At 59.3% G+C, this 22,932-nt stretch carries 19 protein-coding genes; 4 read left to right on the forward strand and 15 right to left on the reverse strand.

Translation table 11 applies throughout. The features are described 5' to 3' along the window. Window positions 1–218: 218 nt before the first annotated feature. The gene (locus tag Q5H93_RS05750) at window positions 219–632 is read right to left on the reverse strand and encodes a DNA-directed RNA polymerase subunit alpha C-terminal domain-containing protein (protein WP_305005545.1); all 414 of its coding nucleotides are present in this window, start codon (window positions 630–632) and stop codon (window positions 219–221) included. Window positions 633–1,412: 780 nt separating this feature from the next. Here Q5H93_RS05750 and Q5H93_RS05755 point away from each other — a divergent pair. The 3 genes from Q5H93_RS05755 to Q5H93_RS05765 all read left to right on the forward strand — a co-directional run bounded on the left by Q5H93_RS05755 (window position 1,413) and on the right by Q5H93_RS05765 (window position 4,360). Next, the gene (locus Q5H93_RS05755; RefSeq protein ID WP_305005546.1) at window positions 1,413–2,108 is read left to right on the forward strand and encodes a hypothetical protein; all 696 of its coding nucleotides are present in this window, start codon (window positions 1,413–1,415) and stop codon (window positions 2,106–2,108) included. Between the two features lie 359 nt (window positions 2,109–2,467). Next, window positions 2,468–3,190, forward strand: a complete 723-nt coding sequence (locus tag Q5H93_RS05760; protein ID WP_305005547.1) for an IS1595 family transposase — start codon at window positions 2,468–2,470, stop codon at window positions 3,188–3,190. Between the two features lie 243 nt (window positions 3,191–3,433). Beyond that, window positions 3,434–4,360, forward strand: a complete 927-nt coding sequence (locus tag Q5H93_RS05765; protein WP_305005548.1) for an IS1595 family transposase — start codon at window positions 3,434–3,436, stop codon at window positions 4,358–4,360. Window positions 4,361–4,363: 3 nt separating this feature from the next. Here Q5H93_RS05765 and Q5H93_RS24150 read toward each other — a convergent pair whose 3' ends face one another. Genes Q5H93_RS24150 through Q5H93_RS05775 form a run of 3 tightly spaced genes read right to left on the reverse strand, consistent with a single transcriptional unit; the run spans window position 4,364 to window position 6,941 of the window. Continuing rightward, a complete protein-coding gene (locus Q5H93_RS24150; RefSeq protein ID WP_369810988.1) occupies window positions 4,364–4,702 on the reverse strand; it encodes a ubiquitination-like system serine protease family protein in 339 nt (112 codons plus the stop codon). Next, window positions 4,699–6,132: a ThiF family adenylyltransferase gene (locus Q5H93_RS05770; protein WP_305005549.1), complete on the reverse strand. Its 1,434-nt coding sequence runs from the start codon at window positions 6,130–6,132 to the stop codon at window positions 4,699–4,701. The genes Q5H93_RS24150 and Q5H93_RS05770 overlap by 4 nt, the downstream gene beginning before the upstream one ends. A gap of 8 nt (window positions 6,133–6,140) precedes the next feature. Continuing rightward, complete coding sequence (locus Q5H93_RS05775) at window positions 6,141–6,941, reverse strand: multiubiquitin domain-containing protein (RefSeq protein WP_305005550.1); 801 nt, start codon at window positions 6,939–6,941, stop codon at window positions 6,141–6,143. A 657-nt stretch (window positions 6,942–7,598) separates the two neighbouring features. Here Q5H93_RS05775 and Q5H93_RS05780 point away from each other — a divergent pair. Then, window positions 7,599–8,708, forward strand: coding sequence for a HigA family addiction module antitoxin (locus Q5H93_RS05780; RefSeq protein WP_305005551.1), 1,110 nt, complete (start codon window positions 7,599–7,601; stop codon window positions 8,706–8,708). A 393-nt stretch (window positions 8,709–9,101) separates the two neighbouring features. On the opposite strand, the gene Q5H93_RS05785 is transcribed toward Q5H93_RS05780, so the two are convergent. The 11 genes from Q5H93_RS05785 to Q5H93_RS05835 all read right to left on the reverse strand — a co-directional run bounded on the left by Q5H93_RS05785 (window position 9,102) and on the right by Q5H93_RS05835 (window position 22,921). Further along, on the reverse strand, window positions 9,102–9,239 hold the full coding sequence (locus Q5H93_RS05785) for a hypothetical protein (protein ID WP_305005552.1): 138 nt from the start codon (window positions 9,237–9,239) through the stop codon (window positions 9,102–9,104). A gap of 119 nt (window positions 9,240–9,358) precedes the next feature. After that, on the reverse strand, window positions 9,359–11,593 hold the full coding sequence (locus Q5H93_RS05790) for a xanthine dehydrogenase family protein molybdopterin-binding subunit (protein WP_305005553.1): 2,235 nt from the start codon (window positions 11,591–11,593) through the stop codon (window positions 9,359–9,361). A 146-nt stretch (window positions 11,594–11,739) separates the two neighbouring features. Then, a complete protein-coding gene (locus Q5H93_RS05795) occupies window positions 11,740–12,720 on the reverse strand; it encodes an FAD binding domain-containing protein (protein WP_305005554.1) in 981 nt (326 codons plus the stop codon). Then, window positions 12,717–13,349, reverse strand: coding sequence for a (2Fe-2S)-binding protein (locus Q5H93_RS05800; protein WP_305005555.1), 633 nt, complete (start codon window positions 13,347–13,349; stop codon window positions 12,717–12,719). Before Q5H93_RS05800 ends, Q5H93_RS05795 begins: the two co-directional genes overlap by 4 nt. Before the next feature lie 257 nt (window positions 13,350–13,606). Then, window positions 13,607–15,943, reverse strand: coding sequence for a xanthine dehydrogenase family protein molybdopterin-binding subunit (locus Q5H93_RS05805; protein WP_305005556.1), 2,337 nt, complete (start codon window positions 15,941–15,943; stop codon window positions 13,607–13,609). A gap of 204 nt (window positions 15,944–16,147) precedes the next feature. Further along, a complete protein-coding gene (locus Q5H93_RS05810) occupies window positions 16,148–17,128 on the reverse strand; it encodes an FAD binding domain-containing protein (protein WP_305005557.1) in 981 nt (326 codons plus the stop codon). Window positions 17,129–17,230: 102 nt separating this feature from the next. Further along, on the reverse strand, window positions 17,231–17,863 hold the full coding sequence (locus Q5H93_RS05815) for a (2Fe-2S)-binding protein (protein ID WP_305005558.1): 633 nt from the start codon (window positions 17,861–17,863) through the stop codon (window positions 17,231–17,233). Between the two features lie 307 nt (window positions 17,864–18,170). Continuing rightward, window positions 18,171–18,884, reverse strand: a complete 714-nt coding sequence (locus Q5H93_RS05820) for an NADPH-dependent F420 reductase (protein WP_305005559.1) — start codon at window positions 18,882–18,884, stop codon at window positions 18,171–18,173. Between the two features lie 111 nt (window positions 18,885–18,995). Further along, window positions 18,996–20,615, reverse strand: a complete 1,620-nt coding sequence (locus Q5H93_RS05825) for a Na+/H+ antiporter (protein ID WP_305005560.1) — start codon at window positions 20,613–20,615, stop codon at window positions 18,996–18,998. 72 nt (window positions 20,616–20,687) lie between these two features. Beyond that, window positions 20,688–21,827, reverse strand: coding sequence for a dipeptidase (locus Q5H93_RS05830; RefSeq protein WP_305005561.1), 1,140 nt, complete (start codon window positions 21,825–21,827; stop codon window positions 20,688–20,690). Between the two features lie 98 nt (window positions 21,828–21,925). Next, window positions 21,926–22,921 (reverse strand): aldo/keto reductase, encoded by a 996-nt coding sequence (locus tag Q5H93_RS05835; RefSeq protein ID WP_305005562.1) that lies wholly within the window; start codon window positions 22,919–22,921, stop codon window positions 21,926–21,928. Between the last annotated feature and the right edge of the window lie 11 nt (window positions 22,922–22,932).

Consider the following 22,932-nt stretch of genomic DNA (forward strand, 5'->3'; position numbering starts at 1 on the left):
TTGATGCTCTTTCCCCCAGCCAAAGGCAATGGCTGGACCAAATAACAAAGGAGTGGGGCGAAATCAAGTCACGCTTCGAAGCCGAAGTGGCTGCTCTTGTTGCGTGTCACGGTGGACCCGAATGTGTGAAGGTGCGGGTGCAACTCGCAGATGGCAGTTTGCACGAGCAGTGGGAGCTAGTGCCACTTCTACATCCGAATCTTGTGCCTGTGCGCTATTTAGAGCACAACGCCGGTCTTATCTAATAAGTCCTCAATGTGGCCCATACTGACCTTGCCAAATCCTTTGGCTCTCATCAGGTCCATATACTCCACACCTGCCAGGTCACCCAGAGTCAAAATTCCAATACTCTCCATTGCATTACAGGCTCTGGCAGGAAGTCCTAACTCCGATAGTTTACTGGCATAAGGGAAGCCAGCTGGCGAAACTGCTGGTGGGTCGATATTGATTTGCCTCTCGCAATCGGCAATTACGTTGTCCAGCAATTCTCCCAATGGCTGAACACTCTCTCGTAGTTTCTGGGCACGTTCCAAAATAGTTTGAATCGTTCGTCTTCTGTTGACCTCTTTGGTCGATTTCAGAGTGCGAAAACCAAACTTTAAAGCATCGACTAGTTTGCCGATGTCTTTCAAGGAAGTAGTGACTGACTCGTAGTACATAATCAACGTTGACGGCGCGAGTAAAATAAGTTTACTAAAGGTAACATAAGCAGCTAAGACTCATCTCGCATGGGTCGGGGCTTTTTTGTGTAAGCCCTGTAAACCAGTTCTCTTGTGCGACATACATCGGCTGTCGTATCTTTGTAGCTGTCCCATCAAACCCGCCTCGCCTATCGTCCGAAGCCCCCTCTAATTCTGCATTTCGTACTCAGTTGAGTCGCTGCCTGTCCGTAGTTTCCTGAACCGACCAAGTTAACAAACTAACCTCGAACAGCACAGACCAGCGCTCACGCCCAAAGAGGCGTGGGGCTGCCCTGTCGCGTGGTTACCGTTCTTGGTCGGACGGAGGAACCGGTGGGGTATGCAACGCGCCTCGACTCGTTTACGGCCGTCTCAAACCACCAATTCCTCCGTCCGACCAACATGACGCTCTTTACGCCCCTACCTGCTCCGTACTCCGGGGTGGGCCACCTCCACCGCCTTCCGGGTTTTGCCCCCTCCTGTGCTTCCGCATCTGGACGGGCTCCCTACTGCCTCCCCTCCCTTCGAGAGCCTAGGCGGTAGTCCTCCGTGTCCTTCCTGACCAGGGCCGCGCTCCGGCGTGGCCTGGGTGGTCCCCGCGCCCCCTAATCGGGCCCGGGCTGCCCTCTCGCGCCCCTTCCGGTTTGGCGTCGGACGCCGTACGTCCACGTCCGAAGGTATAGCACCTTCGATTTTTTTGAATTTTCAACTCCGATTTCTCCCGTACGACCTATGCGTACTTCTTTAACTTTCTTCTCGCTTCTTACCCTCGGCCTTCTTACGATAGGCTGTTCCTCCACCCAGACGCCGCAGGACATGTGCGACTGCCTCAATAAGAGCGCCGACGCCTACACGGCGAAGCACCCCGACCTGACCAAAGCCGAACTCGAAAGCAACGGCAACGAGGTCATGACCGAACTCATTGCGCCCTGCAAGGAAATGGGCGAGGCCATCGAGAAACGGCTCAAGGAATCTGACCCCACGGCCTACACCAAAGTGCAGGGCGAAATGCAAACCTGTCTCAACACCCTCGCCGAGAAAATGAAGGCCGGGGCGAAGGATGAGTCGCTGAGCCAAGCCGATAAGGAAGCCCAACAAGAGGCCGACGAAGACGCGGCCCAGGACGCCGCCGAGGCGAGAGCCGACGCGGCCGACGTGGATAACGACGCGGCGGGCACCAGTGACGAGGACTGGAACCAACTCATCACAACCTACGAGCAATACGCCACGCAGTACGCTGGCCTCATGGCGAAGGCCAATAAGGGCGACCTATCAGCCGGCGCTCAGGCGTCCGAACTCTACGTCAAGGTAGAGGAACTAGGCGGGCAGTTCGAGGAAGCAGAAGGCAAACTCACGCCCGCGCAGGCAGCTCGCTTTGCGAAGGTGCAGGCCCGGGTGATGCAAGCCATGATGAAAACCCAGAATTAGTGGTCTAACCACTAATCGAGCAATCGATATTTACAAATCAAGGACGCCGGAGGAAGAAATTTCTTCGGCGTCCTTTTATTTTATATCTGACAGTAAGGCTTTTATCGATTGGTGACCTACCCCCTTGGGTTCCCCCTCTATGTCTAATGACTAGAGGATACACCATCGAACACCTACTCATTCGCTATCCAGATGACGACGCTGTGCTGGAAGCCATCATGCAGAATACGGCTGATACGGACGGTCGGATGCAATGCCCGACCTGCCAAGCGCCCCGGGAATTCCGCCGCATTCATACCCGGAAGTGCTATCAGTGTACCAAGTGTGGGCACCAGCACTACCCGCTGGCGGGCACTATCATGGCCCGGACCAAACTGCCATTGACGAAATGGCTGCGAGCCGTACACTTGTTCTACACCCATCGGAGCGGGGTGAGCGCCCAGATACTACAACGCGAGATAGAGGTCACCTATAAGGTAGCCTGGCGGATGGGTCATCAAATCCGGAGCCTCATGGCCGACCCTAATCCCGACCCACTGCGGAAGATTGTGGAGGTGGATGAGACCTACGTCGGTGGCCGTAAGCGGGCGGGCAGTAAGAAGCCGATACCCAAGAAGACGGCGGTGTTCGGCACCCTCGAACGCGGTGGCCGGGTTCGCACGACCGCTGTGCAGCAGGTCAACAAGGCCACGCTCTTCACCCTTATTCAGGAGAACGTCGAACTGGGGACGACTATCTACAGTGACGAGCATTCGCTTTACACCAAACTCCCGAAGGCGGGCTACCCCCACGATAGCGTTCTGCACAAGGCACACGAATGGCGACGGGGCAACGTCACGACGAATGCGATGGAAGGCCACTGGTCGCGAGTTAAGCGCACTATCCGGGGAGCCTACGTTTGGGTAAGCCCGCAATGGCTACAATCCTACTTGGACGAATGCAGCTTCCTGCATAATCGCCGGCATTGTCCAGCGCTGGTGGTCGAAGACCTGCTCGCTCGGATGCTGCGCCCTCTCTCCAGTGGAGTGCGGAAAGGGCCGCCGGGCTTACGACAAACGCCGAGCCGGAGCCGGGCCAAATAAGGCCCGTAACCCCCGATTGGCGCGCTCTTCCCACTCTTCTTCGGGGTGTAGGAGGCCCTTGGCCTGTTGCGCCTTTATGAACTGCTCGTAGCGCTCCGGACGGGCCTTCTCAGGGGTAGGAGAAGCCTTCACGGCCTTTCGACGGGTGCTGGGGTGGGGCGACATGACAAGATTAAGGGAAGGGATGACAAATGCGTTATGCTTCGAGCGCTCATAAGGTTTTACGACTCAATTTGTATTCTCTTGTGCGACATTTTTCCGGCGTTTTTCTTTGTAAGAAAGCGCTTTATGGCAGATAATACCCAGAAATTTACCGTCTTCGACTTCTTCCGCCTCTACCCGGATGACGACACCTGCCTAGAGGCCATCTTCCAACTCCGCTACGGGCACCTGACCACCTGCCCCAACTGTGGGCGGGCCCGGAAGCGCTTCCACCGCATCAAGGCCCGGAAGTGTTACGAGTGTCGGGCCTGTCATCACCAGCTTTATCCGCTGGCCGGCACGCCCCTAGCTGGCTCCACGACTAAACTCACCGTTTGGTTCTTTGCCATTTATCTGTTTGCCACCTCTCGCAATGGAGTATCGGCGAAGGAGCTACAACGCCAGCTCGGCGTGACCTATAAGACGGCCTGGCGCATGGGCCAGCAAATCCGCGAGTTAATGGTCGCGCAGGAAGCCACCGACCTGCAGGGCGTCGTGGAGGTCGATGAGGCTCTGCTGGGCGGGGTGGCTCGAGGTGGTAAGCGGGGCTGGGGTGCGGCCAATAAGACCTGCCTACTCGGCATGATTGAGCGGGGTGGGCAGGTCTTAGTCATCCCGGTGGAGAAGCGTAACGGGGCCACGATTCTACCGCTGGTGCAGGAGCACGTCCAGCCGGGGACGGTGGTCAATACGGACGAATTCCAGATTTACGACAAGCTACCAAGCATGGGCTACGGGCACCAGACCGTCGTGCATTCCAAATACCAGTGGGCGCAGGGCGAGGCGCACACAAATTCTATCGAAGGGTATTGGTCGAACCTCAAGAAGAGCATACGGGGGACGCACACTTTTGTCAGCCCGAAGCACCTGCCGAGGTATCTGGCTGAATTCAGCTTCCGACATAATCACCGGCAGCAACCAGCGCAGATGTTTGAGAAATTACTTGAGGGATGCAGTCGGTGCCATTAAGAGTTAGCACCAGATGATTTCGCCATTTCTTAGAAAGAAGTGGCTTCGGCATCCAACAGAACGCCATACGGAGGGGGAAAAAGTCACCTTGTCTCCGGAACGCTTCTCCAAACGCCAGCATGGATGCTTAGCGGGGGAGAGCACTAATTCAATCCGCTCCTTACAACCACAGGGGCAGCTAAACCCGGCCAGCCATTCCCGGCCGGGTTTGCCTAGCAGATATACAGTGTATGATTCCCAATCCTCAGGGAAATCACGTACATGATGGTAAGTGTACACGCGTGTATGTATCCCAAACAGGGATGATACACGTTGCCACCAGCGATGCAAGTACCGCTTCATTGCGCAGCCTGCTCCTGTAAAACAATGAGTCGGGGAGAGCGTAGCGGAGGGAATATTTCTCCTAAGCCCACCAGTGAAGACAACTCCTTATCGGGTTCACCATCAGACGACTTAATGAGAAGCACTCCACTGATTGAGAACTCAATGGACGCTAGCCTCGCGTTACTATATGAGCGGAAAGGGTGCAGCCGAGCCAGTAACTCGTTCACGGCCTGACTAGCATAGAACATGTTGATGCTGATAACAGCCGGGCTATCAACCTGTGCGCCCTTTACGTAGCCCTCCTTTAGTTGGCGCTCATATTCCTGCGGGTCAGTTCTAGCAAGCCCAGCATCCGCTAGTTGCTTTGGCGTGAACCGACCGCGAGAAAGCAGGGATGAACCGCCAGGTTGTAAGTAGTCAACGCGTCCATCAACCCCATCAATACCCCCTGCACCATCCGCATTCAGGCGCACTCCCATATCGAAGTAGGCTGAGACAAAGAAGGTAGCAATACGGTTGAGTAGATAGCGCCCGTCCACAGAATCCATGCAACCGAAGACAACATCACATCCGGCAATTGCATGATAGGCTTTGAAGGAGTGTAAATCTTCATCCAAGACTTCTACTTCCACCCCGGTTCCCATGGCCTCTATCGCGGCTTTCAGCACGCGGACCTTGGGACGCTTTTCATCCGCATCTTGCAAAGTGGAATTCAAAATCCGGTTTAGGTTTTTCAGTTCTACTTTGTCTGGGTCTACCAAGACAAGCTGACCAACCCCTAACCGACCCAGTAACTCTGCAGTAATACTGCCCGTTCCAGAACAACCGACCACGCCGACTCGCAACTTACGCAATATGTTGGTAGTGCCTTCTCCAAAGGCTTGTCGAGTGCGGAGTTGAACCTCAGGGTCTGCCGACGACTCAGTACCGCGTGGCCGGCCACTGGCATCAAACGGACGGAAGAGGTACAAATCATCGCCAACGACTAGTGTATAGTCTATGTCTGTGAATTGACCACCCTCTCCAACTGCTCGGCCGAACACATGACCATCAGCGAGCATAATAGCACTTAACAAAGGCTCCTGCCGCCCTGTCCAGCCAGTCAAGGTTTCGGCCAGCTGCCAGTCTGACTCATCGTCTACTTCGGAAAACCAGGGCCAATGACCAGGATGACAGTGCACTTTTAGTAAGAACAAGCGCTCATGCCGACACCGCTCGAAAAGCGGCACCAAATCAGGTGGCGACCACATTACCCGGTCGGGACGGCGAATTAAGCACTTTTCGTGAGGGTACAGCTCCACATGATGGACACTGTAGATTTCTTCCTCGCCCTGCTGATAGCGCCCACAGAGTGCAAACGCAATAGCCTCGTTGCCATCACCTGGGAACAGGTGCTCCCGCAATTGAGCGTAATGACGCCCGTTAATTCGGAGTTTGTAGGTTTTCATCGGTTTAATTACTTACCAAGCTCCGATTTTAACCAACCAGCTACAGCCAGCATGTGCGTAATGAGGCTATCCTCGCCGGGGTGCCAATCTCCAGGATTACGATGGCGAGACCAACGTTGGAAATTCTTCCCATCGAGTGGGTGGGGGGAAAGAGCATTGATAGTACGACCGTCCACCCGGCTTAGCTCCGGATAGAAGTACATCATGTCAATTTCGGTCGTTGGGTAAGTAGGCGGAATCAGGAAGGCTACAGTAGCTTCCTTGACGTTGTAACCGCTTGGGATGACAAAGTTGTGAATGAGTACCCAGCCGCTCATTCCTTCGCTGAGAGTCTCCCAGCGATAACCCTGTTTATCGAGGTAGGCAGCGTCTGCAGGTAACAACTCGAAAGCGCGGCGCAGGGGCGGAACAATTGGGGCCGCCTCGCTGGCGGCCCCAATTCCTTCATTCGCATGTTTCGCCACCGATTGGAAGCGTTCGATACCAGGTGTCCGAAAGTCCACCTCGTCGTTGGCCTCAATCTCCACCTGACCGTGCCCTAACTGATGTAGGCGGTGTTTCTCGGGTGTTTTGCCGACCAATTGCAGCAATTCACGCCCGGTCATGGAGTGCTGCTTCACGTCGAAGGTCTTACCGTCTACCTTAATGCGGTAGTAGATGACTTCGCCGGGGTCATGCTCCGGATGGTCACATTTGCGGTTGAACAGGTCTTCGAGGTCGATGATGATTTCGCCATTAGGCGTTCTGATAATCACTTCCGGATGGTTGTGTGCAGCTCCGGTGGGCTGTATGTCGTGATTTTTTGACATTTTTGTGGTGCGTTACCGCGTATTGATGGTGAATTGGTGGTTGTTAGGTCACTTGCTGTCATTCGTAACTAACGCAGAGCTAGTCGTCTAAATGAACGAACTGCTCCTTGCTTCTGTGCCTGCCAGCTTTTACCCATTGCTACACGTGTTGGGCTGGTAGGCGCAGTTGTTTAACTGGTAATTGGTTTTCGAGAGAATGATTTTGACTGTTCGTTTAGACACCTCCTTCCACTTGACAAGTCAAAGGTACGGGGTCATTCGTAAAAAAGTGAAGAATTTTTCCGAAATGCTTCGGATTTCAATGAATTACTCTGTACCTTTGGCACTTAAATTTTATGCATCTGCAGTTCGCGGAGACCATCATGCACCACATGTACTACGATGACGGCACAATTCTTTCATTGACGTGCAGTAAAGCAACCCACAAGGAATTTTCTCACATAGTCAAGATGTTAAGGGATATGCCAAGCATCCTCTGTCTACTCAAGTGCCGCTCTTTGGACCCTATAATGGATGAGGAGAACAACTTATTATCCTTAAGGGTGGACCGTAACCATCGGCTAGAGGCTGAGTATAGCCCCGATGATGATACCCTCACTTTGACTTGTCTTTCTAAAAACTCAATGGCTTTCTCACACCTAACGCACCGTGCCGGTAATGAACAATAACTCCGAGTACGCGCCGCGAATAGCGACACATCCGGGAATAGTTCTACAGCGCGAATTGGATGCGCGTGAAATCAAACAAAGCGACTTGGCTAAGGAGCTTGGTATGTCAGCGTCTCAACTCAACGAGATTGTAAAGGGGAAGCGTCCAATCAGCCCGGAACTTGCCATCCTGCTAGAAGCTGCTCTTGAAATCGATGCTCCATTCTGGAATAATGCTCAGGCTAGCTATAATCTCGATGTCGCTCGGCAACAATCGAATGTAAGACAGCAAGCCGACATAATTACACAGTGGAGAATTATCAAGGATTTAGTACCACTGAAATTCTTTAAGAAGCAGGGTGTCGTGACTGGCTTAATCGCTGATGATGTTAGGAAAATTTTTGATATCTTCTCTATCGATTCTATAGAAGAATTGCAGCAGAGATTATCATTTGGTGGTAGCAGTAGTATTTTTTATAAGAAATCAGGCAAGCTTAAAACTCATATTGAGTATGTGAAAGCATGGGTGGCTTATATAAAATACTTATCTCAAGATGTAAAAGTAAACACCTTTGAATTCGACAGTCAAGAGGCTATCATAGCGAGCTTGCGCAAAGTATTCTTAGGTAGAAACGTCCTTGAAAACCTGAGCAAGACTCTTGCTGCTAATGGTATAAAGTTGATTATTAAGGATAAACCAGACCATGCTCCGATAGATGGCGCGGCGCTTTGGAGCAACGATAATCGCCCTATTATTGGCCTCACGCTGCGTTACAACCGAATTGACAACTTAGCTTTCACTGTCTATCACGAATTGGCTCACATATTCCTTCACTTAAGAAACAACACCAAGGTTTCTTATGTGGACAATACTGTCGAAGACGCTACGGGTATAAATTCTGACGTAGAAGAACAAGCAAACAAATTCGCGGGTGATATCTTGATTCCCAGCAAAGAGTGGCGCAGCTTCATCGATTCGAGTAGTGCTTTTGATGATGCGTCCATCAAAAAATTCGCGGCAAGAATTGGCTCTCCCGCAGCAAGCGTAAGAGGACGGTTGTGTCACGAGGGTTTACTTTCTTACGCACGGCCTACAGAGATAAATTACCACGTACTGTAATTTAATAGAGCTCACTTATTTACATTCTTCCAGTAGGTAAGCCTGCTCCGCTTCGTCTAGTTCTCGACCCAATTTCTGGGCTGTGACCCTACAAGCCCAGTCGTATAGATGCTGAGCGGCTTGTACCGCGCTGTCTGGGTGCAAGCTGTCCGCGTGAAGCCGGGAAGCTTTCATTTCGAGGTTCACCTCGTGCAGGGCAGCCTTTATTGCTTTAAGGTTTGGCGGAGTTCCTTCGGCCTTCTCGACTACGAAGCTTTCAAAAGTGGGTAACGGGGCGGGGCGAAAGGGAGCAAGCATAAGGTAAGGCTTTGAATGGAGCGCTATGTATCACCTGCTGGTCGTTACTTTGGCATCTGGGCGGCTCAAGACTTTCGATGGAGCGCGTTTAAGCCTCTAATTGCATTCCACTGTTTTTGAGGGATAGTCGCCTAAATCTTTCAGGAAGAAATATTCAGCAAACTGTTCTTTGAATTTACTCATGCCTTCAGATTTCATAAAGGCTAAAGCTTTGTTGTCTTTGGTTTTTGCCATGATAGGTGTGTGGTAACTAGTTTTTGAGATGCTATTAGCTTCTAATGCGAATGCTGCATTTGAAGTCAGACTTCGAAAGATAATACACACTATATAATAAACACCCATCAAAATCAGCCCTACACCAACTTATCCGGCGTAATCGGCAGCTCCCGCACCCGTTTCCCGGTGGCGTTGAACACGGCGTTGGCGATGGCGGGGGCCACGCCGATGGTAGCGATTTCGCCGATGCCTTTCGTGCCGAGCTGGTTGACGTGGTAATCGGGCTGGTTGACGAAGAAGACCTCGACGGCGGGGGCATCGGCCTGCACGGGCACGTGGTAGTCGGCGAAGTCCTTGGTAACGTAGCGGCCGTAGCGGTCGTCGATGACGGCGTGCTCCATCAGGGCCATGCCGATGCCGCCCACGGCGCCGCCCTTCATCTGGTTGGCGGCGGTTTTGAGGTTGATGATGGTGCCCGCGTCGGCGCAGCTCACCAGCTTGCGCACCCGCACCTCGCCGGTGAGGGCATGCACGGCCACCTCGGCGAAGTGGACCGAGAAGGAGTACATCGAGAACTTGTCTTTGTCGGCGCCGTTGGCTTTGGATTCGACGTTGACCAGGGCCGCGTCGGGCTGCTGGAGCAGGGTGGCGAAGGGCACGCGGGCGGCGTTGCCGGGGAGGGTGAGGTGGCCGTCGGTGAGGGCGACGTCTTCCTTTTTGGCGGTGGCGAAGGCGGGGGTGCCGGGGGCGGCCAGCTCGCGCAGCCGGTCTTTCAGGGCCAGGCAGGCATCCTGCACGGCCTGGCCCACGGTGTTGACGGTGGAGGAGCCGCCCTGCGAGCCCGCCTGCGGGAAGCCCGACTGGCCCAGCTCGAAGCGGATGCGCTCGGGCGGCAGGCCGAGGGTGTCGGCGGCAATCTGGGTCATGGCGGTGCCGGTGCCGGGGCCGATGTCGGTGGTGGCGCATTGCAGCAGCACGGTGCCGTCGGGCTGCAGGCGGGCGCTGACGTGAGCCGCGCCGCGGTTGGCCCCGAAGGTGCCCACGCCCATGCCGTAGCCCAGCAGCCAGTCGCCTTCGCGCAGGGTGCCGGGTTGCAGCTGGCGCTTGTTCCAGCCCACCAGCTCGGCGCCTTTGGCATAGCACTCCCTGAGGAACTTGGTGCTCCAGGGGCGGTTTTTCTCGGGGTCCTGCTCGGTGTAGTTGCGCAGGCGGAATTCCATCGGGTCGAGCTTCAGCAGGTGGGCCATTTCGTCCATCGCCGATTCGAGGGCGAAGGAGCCGGTGGCTTCGCCGGGGCCGCGCATCCAGATGGGGGTGCTCACGTCGAGGGCGGCGAGGCGGTAGCGCGTCGTCAGGTTCGGCGACTGGTACATCATGCGCGTCTGCTGCAGGGTGGATTCGGTGAACTCCTGGTAGCTGGAAGTCTGGCCGATGCTCTCGTGCGTGATGGCGGTGATACGGCCGTCGGCGGTGGCGCTCATGCCGATTTTCTGCCAGGTGTAGGGCCGGTAGCCCACCATCGTAAACATCTGCTCGCGGGTGAGCATCAGCTTCACCGGGCGGCCCGTGACCTTGGCCCCGATGATGGCGGCCGACTCGTGGGGCCAGCTGTGCAGGGCGTTGCCGAAGGCCCCGCCCACGTAGGTGGCAATGACTTTCACGTGGTCCTCGGGCAGGTTCCACTCCTTGGCGAAGTCGCGCCGGGTGCCGATGGTGCCCTGGGTTTTGTCGTAGAGCGTGAGGCGGTCGGGCGCTTCCCAGTGCGCCGTGATGGACTGCATTTCCATCGGGTGGTGGTGCTCGGTGGGGATGACGTACTCCTGCTCGATTTTCAGCGCCGCCGTTTGGTAGGCGTCGGGCTGGCCGCGCTGGTAGTCGGCCATCGGCGACTTCGGGTTTTTCTTAGCCGAGGAGGGCAGGAAGGCGTCTTTGGCCCCGGCTACCATGTTGGTCTGGTGGGTTTCGCGGGCGTACTGCGCCTGCACCAGCCGGGCTGCGTGGCGGGCGCGCTGCAGCGTATCGGCCACTACCAGGGCAATGGGCTGGTCGTTGAAGCGGATTTTATCGTCGAAAAACACCTTCAGCGGCTCGCCGCCGGTCTGAGGCTGCGAGGGCTCCTTGCCGGTGGGTTGGAAACCGGGTACTTTGGGCGAGTTGAGGTGGCTGATGACGGCCAGCACGCCGGGGGCATTCTGGGCGGCTTTGGTGTCGAGGCTGGTGATACGGCCCTTGGCGATGGTGCTGCCTACCAGCACGCCGTAGGTTAGGTTGGGTAGCTCGTACTCGGCCGAGTACTTGGCCGCGCCGGTTACTTTCAGGCGGCCGTCGACGCGGTTGAGGGAGGAGCCGATTTGTTTATCGTTGGGTTTCATATAGAAGCTGGATACTTGCACGCGTCAACCTCACCCCCTGACCCCCTCTCCAAAAGAGAGGGGGCACCGGTCTTGCGCAGTTTGAAAATCGTCAGGCTCCCCTCTCTTTTGGAGAGGGGCCGGGGGTGAGGTTCCCCGGCGGGTGGCTAAGCCGCCGCCGCTGTCTTCAGGGCCTGAATGAGGGCATTCGGCGCCAGCCGTAGCTTGTATTCATTGTGCTTAAACGCCTTTGCCCCCTGCATCGCCACCGCCGCCACCCGGCGGAAGGTTTCCTCCGTGGCGGGCTGACCCACTAGTACCTGCTCGGCGGCGGTGAGGCGCCAGGGCTTGTGGGCCACGCCGCCCAGGGCCAGGCGGGCGGCTTTGATGATGCCGTTTTCAATATCCAAGGCCACGGCGGCCGATACCAGGGCGAAGGCGTAGCTGGCCCGTTCGCGCACCTTTTGGTAGTGGACGTGCTTCGTGAAGGGGCTGTCGGGGACGTCCACGGCGGTTATCAGTTCGCCGGGCTCCAGGTTGGTGTCGCGCTCGGGGGTGGTGCCGGGCAGGCGGTGCAGGTCGGCGAAGGGGATGCTGCGGCTGCCGCGCGGGCCGCTCACCTGCACGGTGGCGTCGAGGGCGACCAGGGCCACGCTCATGTCGGAGGGATGCACGGCGATGCACTGCTCTGAGTGGCCGAAAATGGCGTGCATGCGGTTGATGCCTTCGAGGGCGCCGCATCCTGTCCCGGGCTGGCGCTTGTTGCAGGGCATCGAGAGGTCGTAGAAGTAGGTGCAGCGGGTGCGCTGGAGCATGTTGCCGCCCACGGTGGCCATGTTGCGCAGCTGCGGCGAGGCGCCGGCGTTGAGGGCCAGGGCCAGCAGCGGGTGGCGCTCGCGCACCTGGGTATCGTTGGCTACTACCGAGTTCAGGGCCAGCGCGCCGAGGCGCAGGCTGCTGCCCTGGTGCTCGATTTGCTTTAGCGGGAGGCGGTTGATGTCGACCAGCTTTTGCGGGGCGGTGATGCCGCGCTTCATTAAGTCGACGAGGTTGGTGCCGCCGGCAATGAACCGGGCGTTCGGGTCTTTGGCGACAGCCTCGATGGCCGCCTGGGCCTTGGTGGGCCGTACGTACTGGAACTGGTTCATACTTTCTTGCCTCCCGATTTAACGTCCTGAATGGCGGCCACGATGTTGGCGTAGGCCCCGCAGCGGCAGATGTTGCCGCTCATGTACTCCCGGATTTCGGCCTCGGAGCCGGCGTGGCCTTCGCGCACGCAGGCCACGGCGCTCATTATCTGGCCGGGGGTGCAGTAGCCGCACTGGAAGCCGTCGTGCTTCACGAAGGCTTCCTGCATGGGGTGCAGGTCGTCGCCGCTGGCGAGGCCTTCGATGGTAGTGATTTCCTGGCCGTCGTGCATCACCGCGAAGCTTAGGCAGCTGTTCACCCGCAGGCCATCGACGTGCACGGTGCAGGCGCCGCACTGGCCGTAGTCGCAGCCTTTTTTGGTGCCGGTGAGGTGCAGGTCTTCGCGCAGCAAATCGAGTAGGGTGGTGCGGGGCTCGACTTTCAGCTTGTGCTTCTTGCCGTTGATTTTCAGGCTCAGCGGGATTTTCTCGATGGCTTCGGCCACGCGCTCGTCCAGCTTAGATTCGGCCGCTTCTACTACCGCGCTGGGTACCAGGGCCAGCGCCGTGAGCAGCGACGACTGCTTGAGGAAGTTGCGGCGGTGTTCGTCGTGGGGGGCCGGCAGGTCCGGGTCGTGGTTGGTTGCCATAGGTCAGGAATGAGGTAGGGTTTTCCTCTTACGTAAAAGCGGCGGGTTGTTATTTGTTCTGAAACTAATAAACCCAGATTATGAGTAGCCGCGAAGCGGCGACACGTTGGTAGTTGAACTCGAAAGACGATGAGAGCAGAGCCGCAAAGCGGCGGCACTAATAACGCCAGGTGCCGCCGCTTTGCGGCTCTGGTTTACTGTTTTGTTACTACAATCTACCAACGTGTCGCCGCTTTGCGGCTGGTTTTCTGGTAGCTCTACACCGGCTCCCGCATGGCCGCCAGCACCTTGTCGGGCGTCATGGGCAGGGAACGCAGGCGGCGGCCGGTAGCGTGGAATACGGCGTTGGCCACGGCGGCGCTGGTGCCCACGATGGAGATTTCGCCGATGCCCTTCACGCCCATCGCATTCACGTAGGGGTCGTGCTCGTCAATGAATTCCACGGTCATGTCGGGAATGTCGGCATTCACGGGGATGTGGTAGCCAGCCAGGTCGGCGTTGGTGTAGCGGGCTAGGTGGGGGTCGCGCTCGGTGGTTTCCATCAGCGCCGCGCCGATGCCGAAGATGCTGCCGCCCATCACCTGCGAGCGGGCGGTTTTGGGGTTGAGAATGCGGCCGCCGGCAATCACGCTCACCCATTTGGTGACGCGCACGGTGCCCAATTCAGGGTCAACGTGCACCTCGCAGAAGTGGGCCCCGAAGGCGTGCATGGAGTGCTCGCTGGCGTGGTCCTTTTTGTTGGGGTCGGCGTTGGCAGCGGCTCGGGGGGCCTCGTAGCTACTGCCGTAGCGGCCTAGTGCGCTGCCCTCGATGTCGCTCATACCGGCGCGTTTCATCACTTCGCCGAAGGCCTCGCCTGTGTCAGGGTCGGTCCTAAACAGGAGTTGCCCTTTGACGACCATTACATCCTCAATTTTGGCCCGGTAAAGCGGCGACTTATTATCCTGCACCGCCACCTTGATGAGCCGCTGCCACACATCCTGCGCCGCCAGATAAACCGACGACGACACCCGGCCCGCCGCCGTGGAGCCGCCCGACCACTGCGTGCTCGGCAAATCCGTGTCGCCCAGCTCGAAGCGGATGTTTTCGGGCGGCAAACCCAGTGAGTCGGCGGCCACCTGCGTCATCACGGTGTAGGTGCCCGTGCCGAGGTCGGTAGCCCCGGCCTGCACCACGGCGTGGCCGTCGGCGTAGAGGCGCACGCGGGCGTTGCCCTGCGAGTTGTGTACCGGGTAGCTGGCCGTGGCCATGCCCCAGCCCACCAGGGTTTTACCGGCGCGGGTCTGGCCGTTTTTGGGGTTGCGCTGGTTCCAGCCGAACAACTCGGCGCCACGCTGGTAGCACTGCTTCAGGCTTTTGCTGCTCCAGGGGTGGCCGTTACTGGGGTCTTTGTCGGCGTAGTTCAGCAGCCGGATTTGGATGGGGTCGAGGCCCAGCTGGTAGGCCAAATCATCCATCGAACTCTCTAGGGCGAAGGCACCGGGCATGTCGCCGGGGGCGCGGGTCGCGGTCGAAGTCATCACGTTGGCGTGGGCCAGGTGGTAGGTGCCTTCGAACGCCGGCAGGGCGTAGAGCATGTTGGTAATGCGCGTGTTGGTCTCGGCGTAGTCGTCCCAGGGCGAGGTCGTGGACGATTTGTCGTGGATAAGCGCCAGCAGCTTGCCCTCCCGCGTGGCCCCGAGGCGCAGCGTCTGGGCCTGCTCTTCGCGGTGGCCCATGCTGGTAAACTGCTGCGGGCGCGTGAGCACCAGCTTCACCGGCCGGCCCACGGCCTTGGCTACCAGCGCCGCCAGGGTCGTATGCGGCCACACCCAGGCCTTGCAGCCGAAGCCGCCGCCAATGAATTTGCAGACCACCCGCACCTGCTCGGTGGCCAGCCCCAGCATGGCCGCCAGCGTCTTCTGGGTTTCCGAAACGCCCTGCGTGGAGTCGTACACCGTGAGGCGGTTGGGGCCTTCCCAGTGGGCCGTGGTGGCGCCCGGCTCCATCGGATTGTGGTGGATGGTGGCGTGCGTGTAGGTGGCCGTGAGCTGCACCGGGGCGCCGGCGAAGGCCTCTTGCGCGTCGCCGCGCTTGGTTACGCCGGGCATACCCTTCACAGTTTTGGGGGTGTAAAGCTGGGCCTTCGGGTCGAGATAGGAGGAGATGGTGGCCTCCGGTACAATGCTCACTTTCAGCAGGCTGGCTGCGTACTGGGCGCGCTCCAGCGTGTCGGCCACCACCACGGCCACCGGCTGGCCGGCGTAAAAAATCTGGTCCGATTCCATCGGGAAAAAGCCCATCGGCGAGGAGACGAAGGCCTTCCGGTCGTCGGGCGAGTTGGGCGTTTTGGCCAGTTTCGGCAGGTTCTGATGCGTGAAAATGGCCAGCACGCCCGGCGCCCGCTGCGCGGCGCTGACGTCGATACTCTGCACGCGGCCGTGCGCCACGTCGCTGGTTTTGAGCACCGCATGCACCAGACCAGGCAGGCCGCTGTACTCGGCCGAGTAGGTGGCGCGGCCCGTCACCTTGGCCCAGCCATCGACGCGGCTCATGGGCTGGCCGACCACGCCGGCGGTGGGGTTGGTTTTGGAGAAGGTTGGTTCGATATCCATAAGCTGGTTCACCCCACCCCCAGCCCCTCCCCTTCGGGAGAGGGGTGCGTTCTGGTGGTTGGCTAGTTTTAATTGTTAAAAAACGAATGACAAGGCCGCAAGCTGATGGAAGCGCAGGGCATGGAAGCCGTTTTAATTGTTAAAAAACGAATGGCACGTTACATCTGGCACCCCTCTCCCGAAGGGGAGGGGCCGGGGGTGGGGTTACGCTACTTGCTGCAAGGCCCGCACCAGCGTATTCTGCGCCAGCTCCACCTTGAAGCGGTTGTGTTCCAGCGGCTGCGCGCCCTGCAGCGCGGCAGCAGCGGCCGCCAGAAACGTAGCCTCCGTGGCCGGGGCACCAGTCAGCACTTTCTCGGCTTCGCGGGAGCGCCAGGGCTGGGCGCCCACGCCGCCCAGCGCCACCCGCGCCGTTCGGATAGTGCCGTTTTGCACGTCCAGCCCTACGGCGGCCGAGGCCAGCGCGTAGGCGTAGCTGCTGCGCTCGCGCACCTTCAGGTAGGTCGAGCGCCGGGCGTGGGCGGCGCCGGGAATGGTCACGGCCACAATCAGTTCGCCGGACTCAAGCACGTTTTCGCGCTGGGGCGTTTTGCCCGGCAGCAGGTAAAACTCCGTGATGGGCACGCGGCGCTGCTTGCCCTTCTGGTTTTCCAGGGTCAGCACGGCGTCGAAAGCGGCTAGGGCCACCGAGAGGTCGCCGGGGTAGGCGGTGGCAATGCAGCTGTCGCTCACGCCCAGGATGGCCAGGTTGTGGTGGTCGCCCGCAATGGCCGGACAGCCGGAGCCGGGCACGCGCTTGTTGCACGGAAACGCCGCGTCGCGGAAGTAGCCGCAGCGGGTGCGCTGCAGAATGTTGCCGCCGATGCTGGCCATATTGCGCAGCTGCGGCGAGGCCGCCAGCAGCAGCGCCTGCGACACCGCCGGAAATTGCTGCACCACCAGCGGGTGCTCGCCCACGGTGCTCATGCGCTCTATCGCGCCGATGCGCAGGCCGTCGGAGGTTTGCTCAATGCCTTTGAAAGGCAGTTGATTGAGGTCCACTAGCTGGGGCGGTTCCAGCAGGTTGGCCTTCATCATATCCAGCAAGGTGGTGCCGCCGGCAATGTAGGCGGCCTGGGGCTTCTCTTTTATAATGCCGGTGGCTTCTTTGGCCGAAGCGGCCTGGGTATAGCTGAAGTCGTTCACTTGTTATAAGTTATGAATTGAGAGTTATGAATTATGAGTTGAGCTTAATGAACCAGTTGTTGCCGGGTGGCAACTCATAATTCATAACTCTTAATTCATAATTCAACCCTTACTCGCCACTTCGCGCACGGCGGCCAGAATGTTGGCGTATGCCCCGCAGCGGCAGAGGTTGCCGCTCATCCACTCGCGGCATTGGTCGTCGGTTTTGGCGTGGCCTTCGCTGACGCAGGCCACGCCGCTCATTATCTGGCCGGGCGTGCAGTAGCCGCACTGGAAGCCATCGTGCTTCAGGAAAGCGGCTTGCATGGGGTGCAGCTCGTCGCCCTGGGCCAGGCCCTCGATGGTAGTGATTTCCTTGCCCTGAACCATCACGGCCAGCGTGAGGCAGGAGTTGACGCGCTGACCGTCAATGAGCACGGTGCAGGCGCCGCACTGGCCGTGGTCGCAGCCTTTTTTGGTGCCCGTCAGGTCGAGGCGCTCGCGCAGGGCGTCGAGCAGGGTCACGCGGGGCTCGGCGCGCACGGTGCGGGTCTGGCCGTTGATGCGGAGCGTAAGGTCGGTAGCGCCCTCGATGGTGCGGGAGTAGGCTGTCAGGCGTTCGGCCTGCGCCACCAGCGGCGGCGCCAGCGCCAGGCCCAGAATGCCGCCGGCCTGCTTCATAAAGGAGCGGCGCGCGTTGCTGTCGGGCTGCGGCTCACTGGTATTTTCAGGAGTTGGGAAAAGGTCGGACACCATAGAGAACAAGCAGGTTTACAAAGAGAAAAGCCGAGAGCTGCCGCCAGCATCCGGAAAATAAGCCGCCGACGGAATGCGGCCACCTGGCATTCGGTCCGGGCCGGTGAGTCCGGGCCACGACAGCTTAGGTCTTAAACGGCTGCCGTAGCCAAAGGTCTGATTTTGTACGCGCTGCTTTTTATAGTTTTCAAACAGATTCTACCACTAATCAAACAGCCTCCCGAAAAGCCGGCCGCCGGTGGCGGTGCTTCTCGGGAGGCTATTGCTGACGGGCGAACCTGTGCCCCCGCTGCGGGGCCGCAACCGGCTAGGCCTGCTTCATTATCGCCCGTTCCTGGGCGGCATGGTTGGCAGCGAACTGCGCCTGCTGCTCCGGCGTGCGTGCGGTGCCCAGGCTGGCCAGGTGCTCCCGCAGCTTGTCGGCCGGCATATCGGCCCCGTAGGACGGCGTGCCGGGCTGCTGCCGCCACGACTCGTGCAGGCTACCGTCGTCCACGGCGTCAAAGCCCAGCTCATCTACTAGCTTCATTACCGCCTGCTTGGCGGCGGCATCGTCGCCGGCCACCGGGAGAGAAATGCGGCCGGGGGTGCCAGCGGGCTGGCCGGATTTTTCGAGGTGCGAGGCGTAAATGTTGTTGAACACCTTCACCACGGGGCGGCCCAGGTGCTGCTGCACCCATTCGCTTTCGGTGAGGTCGCCGGATTCCAGCTCGGGGATTTGGCCGTCGCGCAGCAGGGGGTAGTAATTGCTCGTGTCGACGACCGGTACGCTGGCGGGCACGCCCTCGAACAAATCTTTGGGCAGGTTGGGGATGTTTTTCAGCGGGATGGTTACCACGATGAGCTCGCCGTGGCGGGCCGCGTCGCGGGCGGTGGCGGGCGTGGCGCCGGTTTTTTGGGCTACGTTCTGCAGCGTTTCGGGGCCGCGGGAGTTGGCAATAAGCACCGAGTGGCCGAGGCTGACGAGCCGCACGGCCAGGGCGCTGCCGATGTGGCCGGCGCCGATGATTCCAATGTTCATCTTAACAGAATGTTGAAGGATGGAGGCTGCCGCTACGTGCGGCTGCACAAGGCTAAACAGCGGCGGCGACGAATTGCTTTTTGCAGCCGCTGACTTGGCGGGCGCCCCGCGCTATGCTTCCTCCGCCGTCTTTAGCTGCTTTTCGCGTAGCTTGTATTCCTCCAAATCCAGAATCGTGAGGTACTTGCGGATGACTTCTTCGTTGAATTCCATCTTGTGGTTCATTTGATGCAGCAGGGTGCGCTGCTGTTCGAGTAGCGCCAGGTAGTGCCGGTGAAAGTCGTGCAGCGTGGTATTGGGTGGGCTGGCCGGGCCTTCCAGCTCGTGGGCAAAAAACGTAGTATCGAGCTGCAGGCGCGCCCGCAGGTTTTGCAGGTAGCCGTTCGGCGTCTCGCCGGGGGCCGACTGCTCATCCACGTAGCGCAACGCCTGCAATGCCAGTTTTTTCTGCAGAATCAGCTCCTGCTTTTCGTCCGAAATAGTCTGATGCCGCTCCTCGGGGTTTACCAGGCGAATCAGCCAGGGCAGCGTGAGGCCCTGAACCACCAGCGTTACCAGGATGACGATGAAGGTAACGAACAGAATCAGGTTGCGATAAGGAAATGGCTGCCCCTGCGGCGTGAGCAGCGGAATGGACAGCGCCGCCGCCAGCGACACCACCCCGCGCATGCCCGCCCAGCCCAGCAAAAACGGCCCGCGCCAGCCCGGGTTGGCATCGGCCACGGTAATGAAGCGGCTGGCCACCTTCGTAAATACCACGGCGCCAAACGAGCACAGCAGCCGCGCCACCACCAGCGTGAGCGAGACGAGCAGCCCGTAACCAATGGCCCGGCCCAGGCTGACATCGCCCAGCTCCTGCGTGATGGTGGGCAGCTCCAGCCCGATGAGCAGGAATACCAGCCCATTGAGCACGAAGCTCAGTACCGACCACACGTCAATGCTTTCGATGCGACTGCGGTAGGTGAGCATGGCGTGGCGCTTACTGGACAGCAATAGGCCCCCGCTCACCACCGCCAGCACGCCCGAATAGTGGAAATGCTCCGCCGCGTAGTACAGGCAGTAGGGCGTGAGCAGCGTGAGCACCGTGTCGATGCTGGGCGTGGTGGGCAGCCAGCGGTGAATGGCATAGAACACCATGCCCAGCCCCAGCCCGATGGCCGTGCCCAGCACAATCACCAGGAAAAAGCTGCCCGTGGCCTGCCCAAAGGAGAACTGCCCGGTGAGCACCGCCGCCAGTGCAAACCGGAAGACAATCAGCGATGAAGCGTCGTTGAGCAAACTCTCGCCCTCGATGATGCTGACCATCACGCGGGGCACTTTTACCTGCTGCATGATAGTGGTAGCCGAAATGGCATCGGGCGGCGACACGATGCCGCCCAGCAGAAAGCCCAGCGCCAGCGTGAAGCCCGGAATGAGCGCGTGCGACACCACCGCCACGATGCACGACGTGATGATGACGATGGGAAAGGCGAAGCTGGCAATCACCCGCCGCCAGCGCCAGAATTCCTTCCACGACACCTGCCAGGCGGCCTCGTAGAGCAGCGGTGGCAGAAACACCAGAAACACAATCTCCGGGTCAATCTTGATGTTGGCAAACAGCTTGGTGAAGCTGAGCGCCAGGCCGCCCAGCACCAGCACGATGGGGTAGGCTACCCGCAGCCGCTGGGCCAGCATCACCAGCGCCAGGATAATCAGAACCAGGAAGACGAACTCGAAGAACAGGTTTTGCATAGGGCCGGATATGAAAAAGCGCAAGCCCATAGCTGGGCTTGCGCAAGGTAATTCAGGACTGACGGGTTTGGGCTACCGATGCCCGACTGTGGCCGCCCCAAACACGCGGCAGAAGTTGCCACCGCCGAATTTGCCGATTTCCTCCGGCGTGAAGCCGGTTTTCAGCAGTGCATCCACTACGGCGTAGTAGAAGCCAGCCTGCTGGCCCTGCCACACCAGGTTGGTGCGCTCGCCCATGCGCTCATGTTGCGGGCCGGTGCTGCCGGGGCGGTAGGCGGGCGTCAGCTTGGTGTCGGTGCCGATGCAGACGTGGTCGATGCCGACGACTTCGACCAGCGCCCGCACATTCTGCGCATACTCCAGGGCCGAGTCGGCCAGGTGCGTCCATACGCCGATTACGCCGCCCGTATCGGCGACAATTTTCGCCTGCTCCCGGCTGAGGAGCCGGGGCTTCATCATGCGGGCGAAATTGGGGTTGTTGCCCAACTGCGTATCGAGACCGGTGTGTGAGATGAGCACGGGCTTGGTCGTTACTTTCAGCGCGGCGGCCACCGCTTCGGCATTGGCGTGTGATAAATCGACGAGGATGCCCAGCCGGTTGCACTCGCGGATGACGCTGGCGCCGAAGCTGGTGAGGCCGCCCCACTGCGCCGGGTTGGTGAACACGTCGCCGAGGGGCACGGCGGCGTCGTGGTCGTGCAGCAGGCCAAGGTGGCGCAGGCCCCGGTCGTAGGCTACTTGCAGCCGCTCCAGCTTGCCTTCCAGAAAGTGGCCGCCTTCTACCGACTGGATGACGCTGGGCTGGCGCTTTTGGTGGGCCGCCTGCAAATCAGCCAGGTTCAGGGCGCGCTTCAGCTTATTGCTTTTCAGCTGCTGGTCCAGCGCCGTCAGCCCGTTCAGGAAACGTTCGTAGGCATCGCCGGGATTTTTCAGTTCCTGATAGTCGACGGCAAACGTCATACAAATAGCTGCCAGCCCCGATTTTTTCAGCTCGCCGCGCAGGTCGAGCGCTGGCCCCGGCAACTCGGCTTTGGCGAGGGGCACATCGACGTGGTTGTGCGTATCGACGCCCATCGTGGAGGCCACGAGCGCGGCCACGCGCGGGTCCACCTCATCGATGGCCCAGGCTGAAAACGGATTAAGCAGCAGCGCGGCACTCGCGCCGGTGGCGGTGAGAAAATCCCGACGGGACCAGGTGGCAGAGGATTTCATCGATAAATAAGAAGATGGCTGACCGGAGCTGCCAAAGGAAAGGCTCAGCCCGCCACCAAGGCAAGCTGAGCCTCCATACGCCGGTATTTTATCGACTATTAGCGGTTAATCATCTTCTGCGCCGCTTCGGAGTAGCGCTCGCCCTGCACCGCAATCTGCGCGGCGGCAGCCTCAATTTCGGCCAGCGTATCAGCCGACAGCTCTAGGTCCACGGCGGCCAGGTTTTCCTCCAGGCGGTGCAGCTTGGTGGTGCCGGGGATGGGCGCAATCCAGGGCTTTTGGGCCAGCAGCCAGGCTAGGGCAATCTGGGCCGGGGTGGCGTTTTGCTCCTGTGCAATGCGGCCCAGCAAGTCCACCAGTGCTTGGTTGGCCTGGCGGTTTTCGGGGTCGAAGCGCGGCACGGTGTTGCGGAAATCTGACTTGTCGAACTCGGTGTTCTGGTCGATTTTGCCGGTCAGGAAGCCTTTGCCCAGCGGGCTGAAGGGCACGAAGCCAATACCCAATTCCTCCAGCACCGGCAGGATTTCCTGCTCCGGCTCGCGCCACCACAGCGAATACTCGCTCTGCAAGGCCGTGACGGGCTGCACCGCGTGGGCCCGGCGGATGACTTCCACGCCCGCTTCGGAAAGGCCGAAGTGCTTCACTTTGCCCTCAGCAATGAGGTCCTTCACCGCGCCCGCCACGTCCTCGATGGGCACGTTAGGGTCCACGCGGTGCTGGTAGAGCAGGTCGATGCGGTCGGTGCGCAGGCGCTTGAGCGAGCCTTCCACCACCTGCTTGATGTGGGCGGGGCGGCTGTTGAGCCCGCCCAGGTTCTGCCCGGTGGCTTGGTCGATGTCGAAGCCGAACTTGGTGGCGATGACCACCTGCTCGCGCAGGGGCGCCAGCGCCTCGCCCACTAGGTTCTCGTTGGTGAAGGGGCCGTAGACTTCAGCAGTGTCGAAGAAGGTGACGCCGCGCTCCACGGCGGCGCGTATCAGGCGTATCATTTCCTGCGGGTCGGCGGCCGGGCCCAGGCCGAAGCTCATGCCCATGCAGCCCAGCCCGAGAGCCGATACGTCGAGGCCGCTGTGGCCTAAGGTGCGCTTTTTCATAGATGTTGGTA

The sequence above is a fragment of the Hymenobacter aranciens genome (assembly GCF_030580865.1).
GTDB lineage: Bacteria > Bacteroidota > Bacteroidia > Cytophagales > Hymenobacteraceae > Hymenobacter > Hymenobacter aranciens.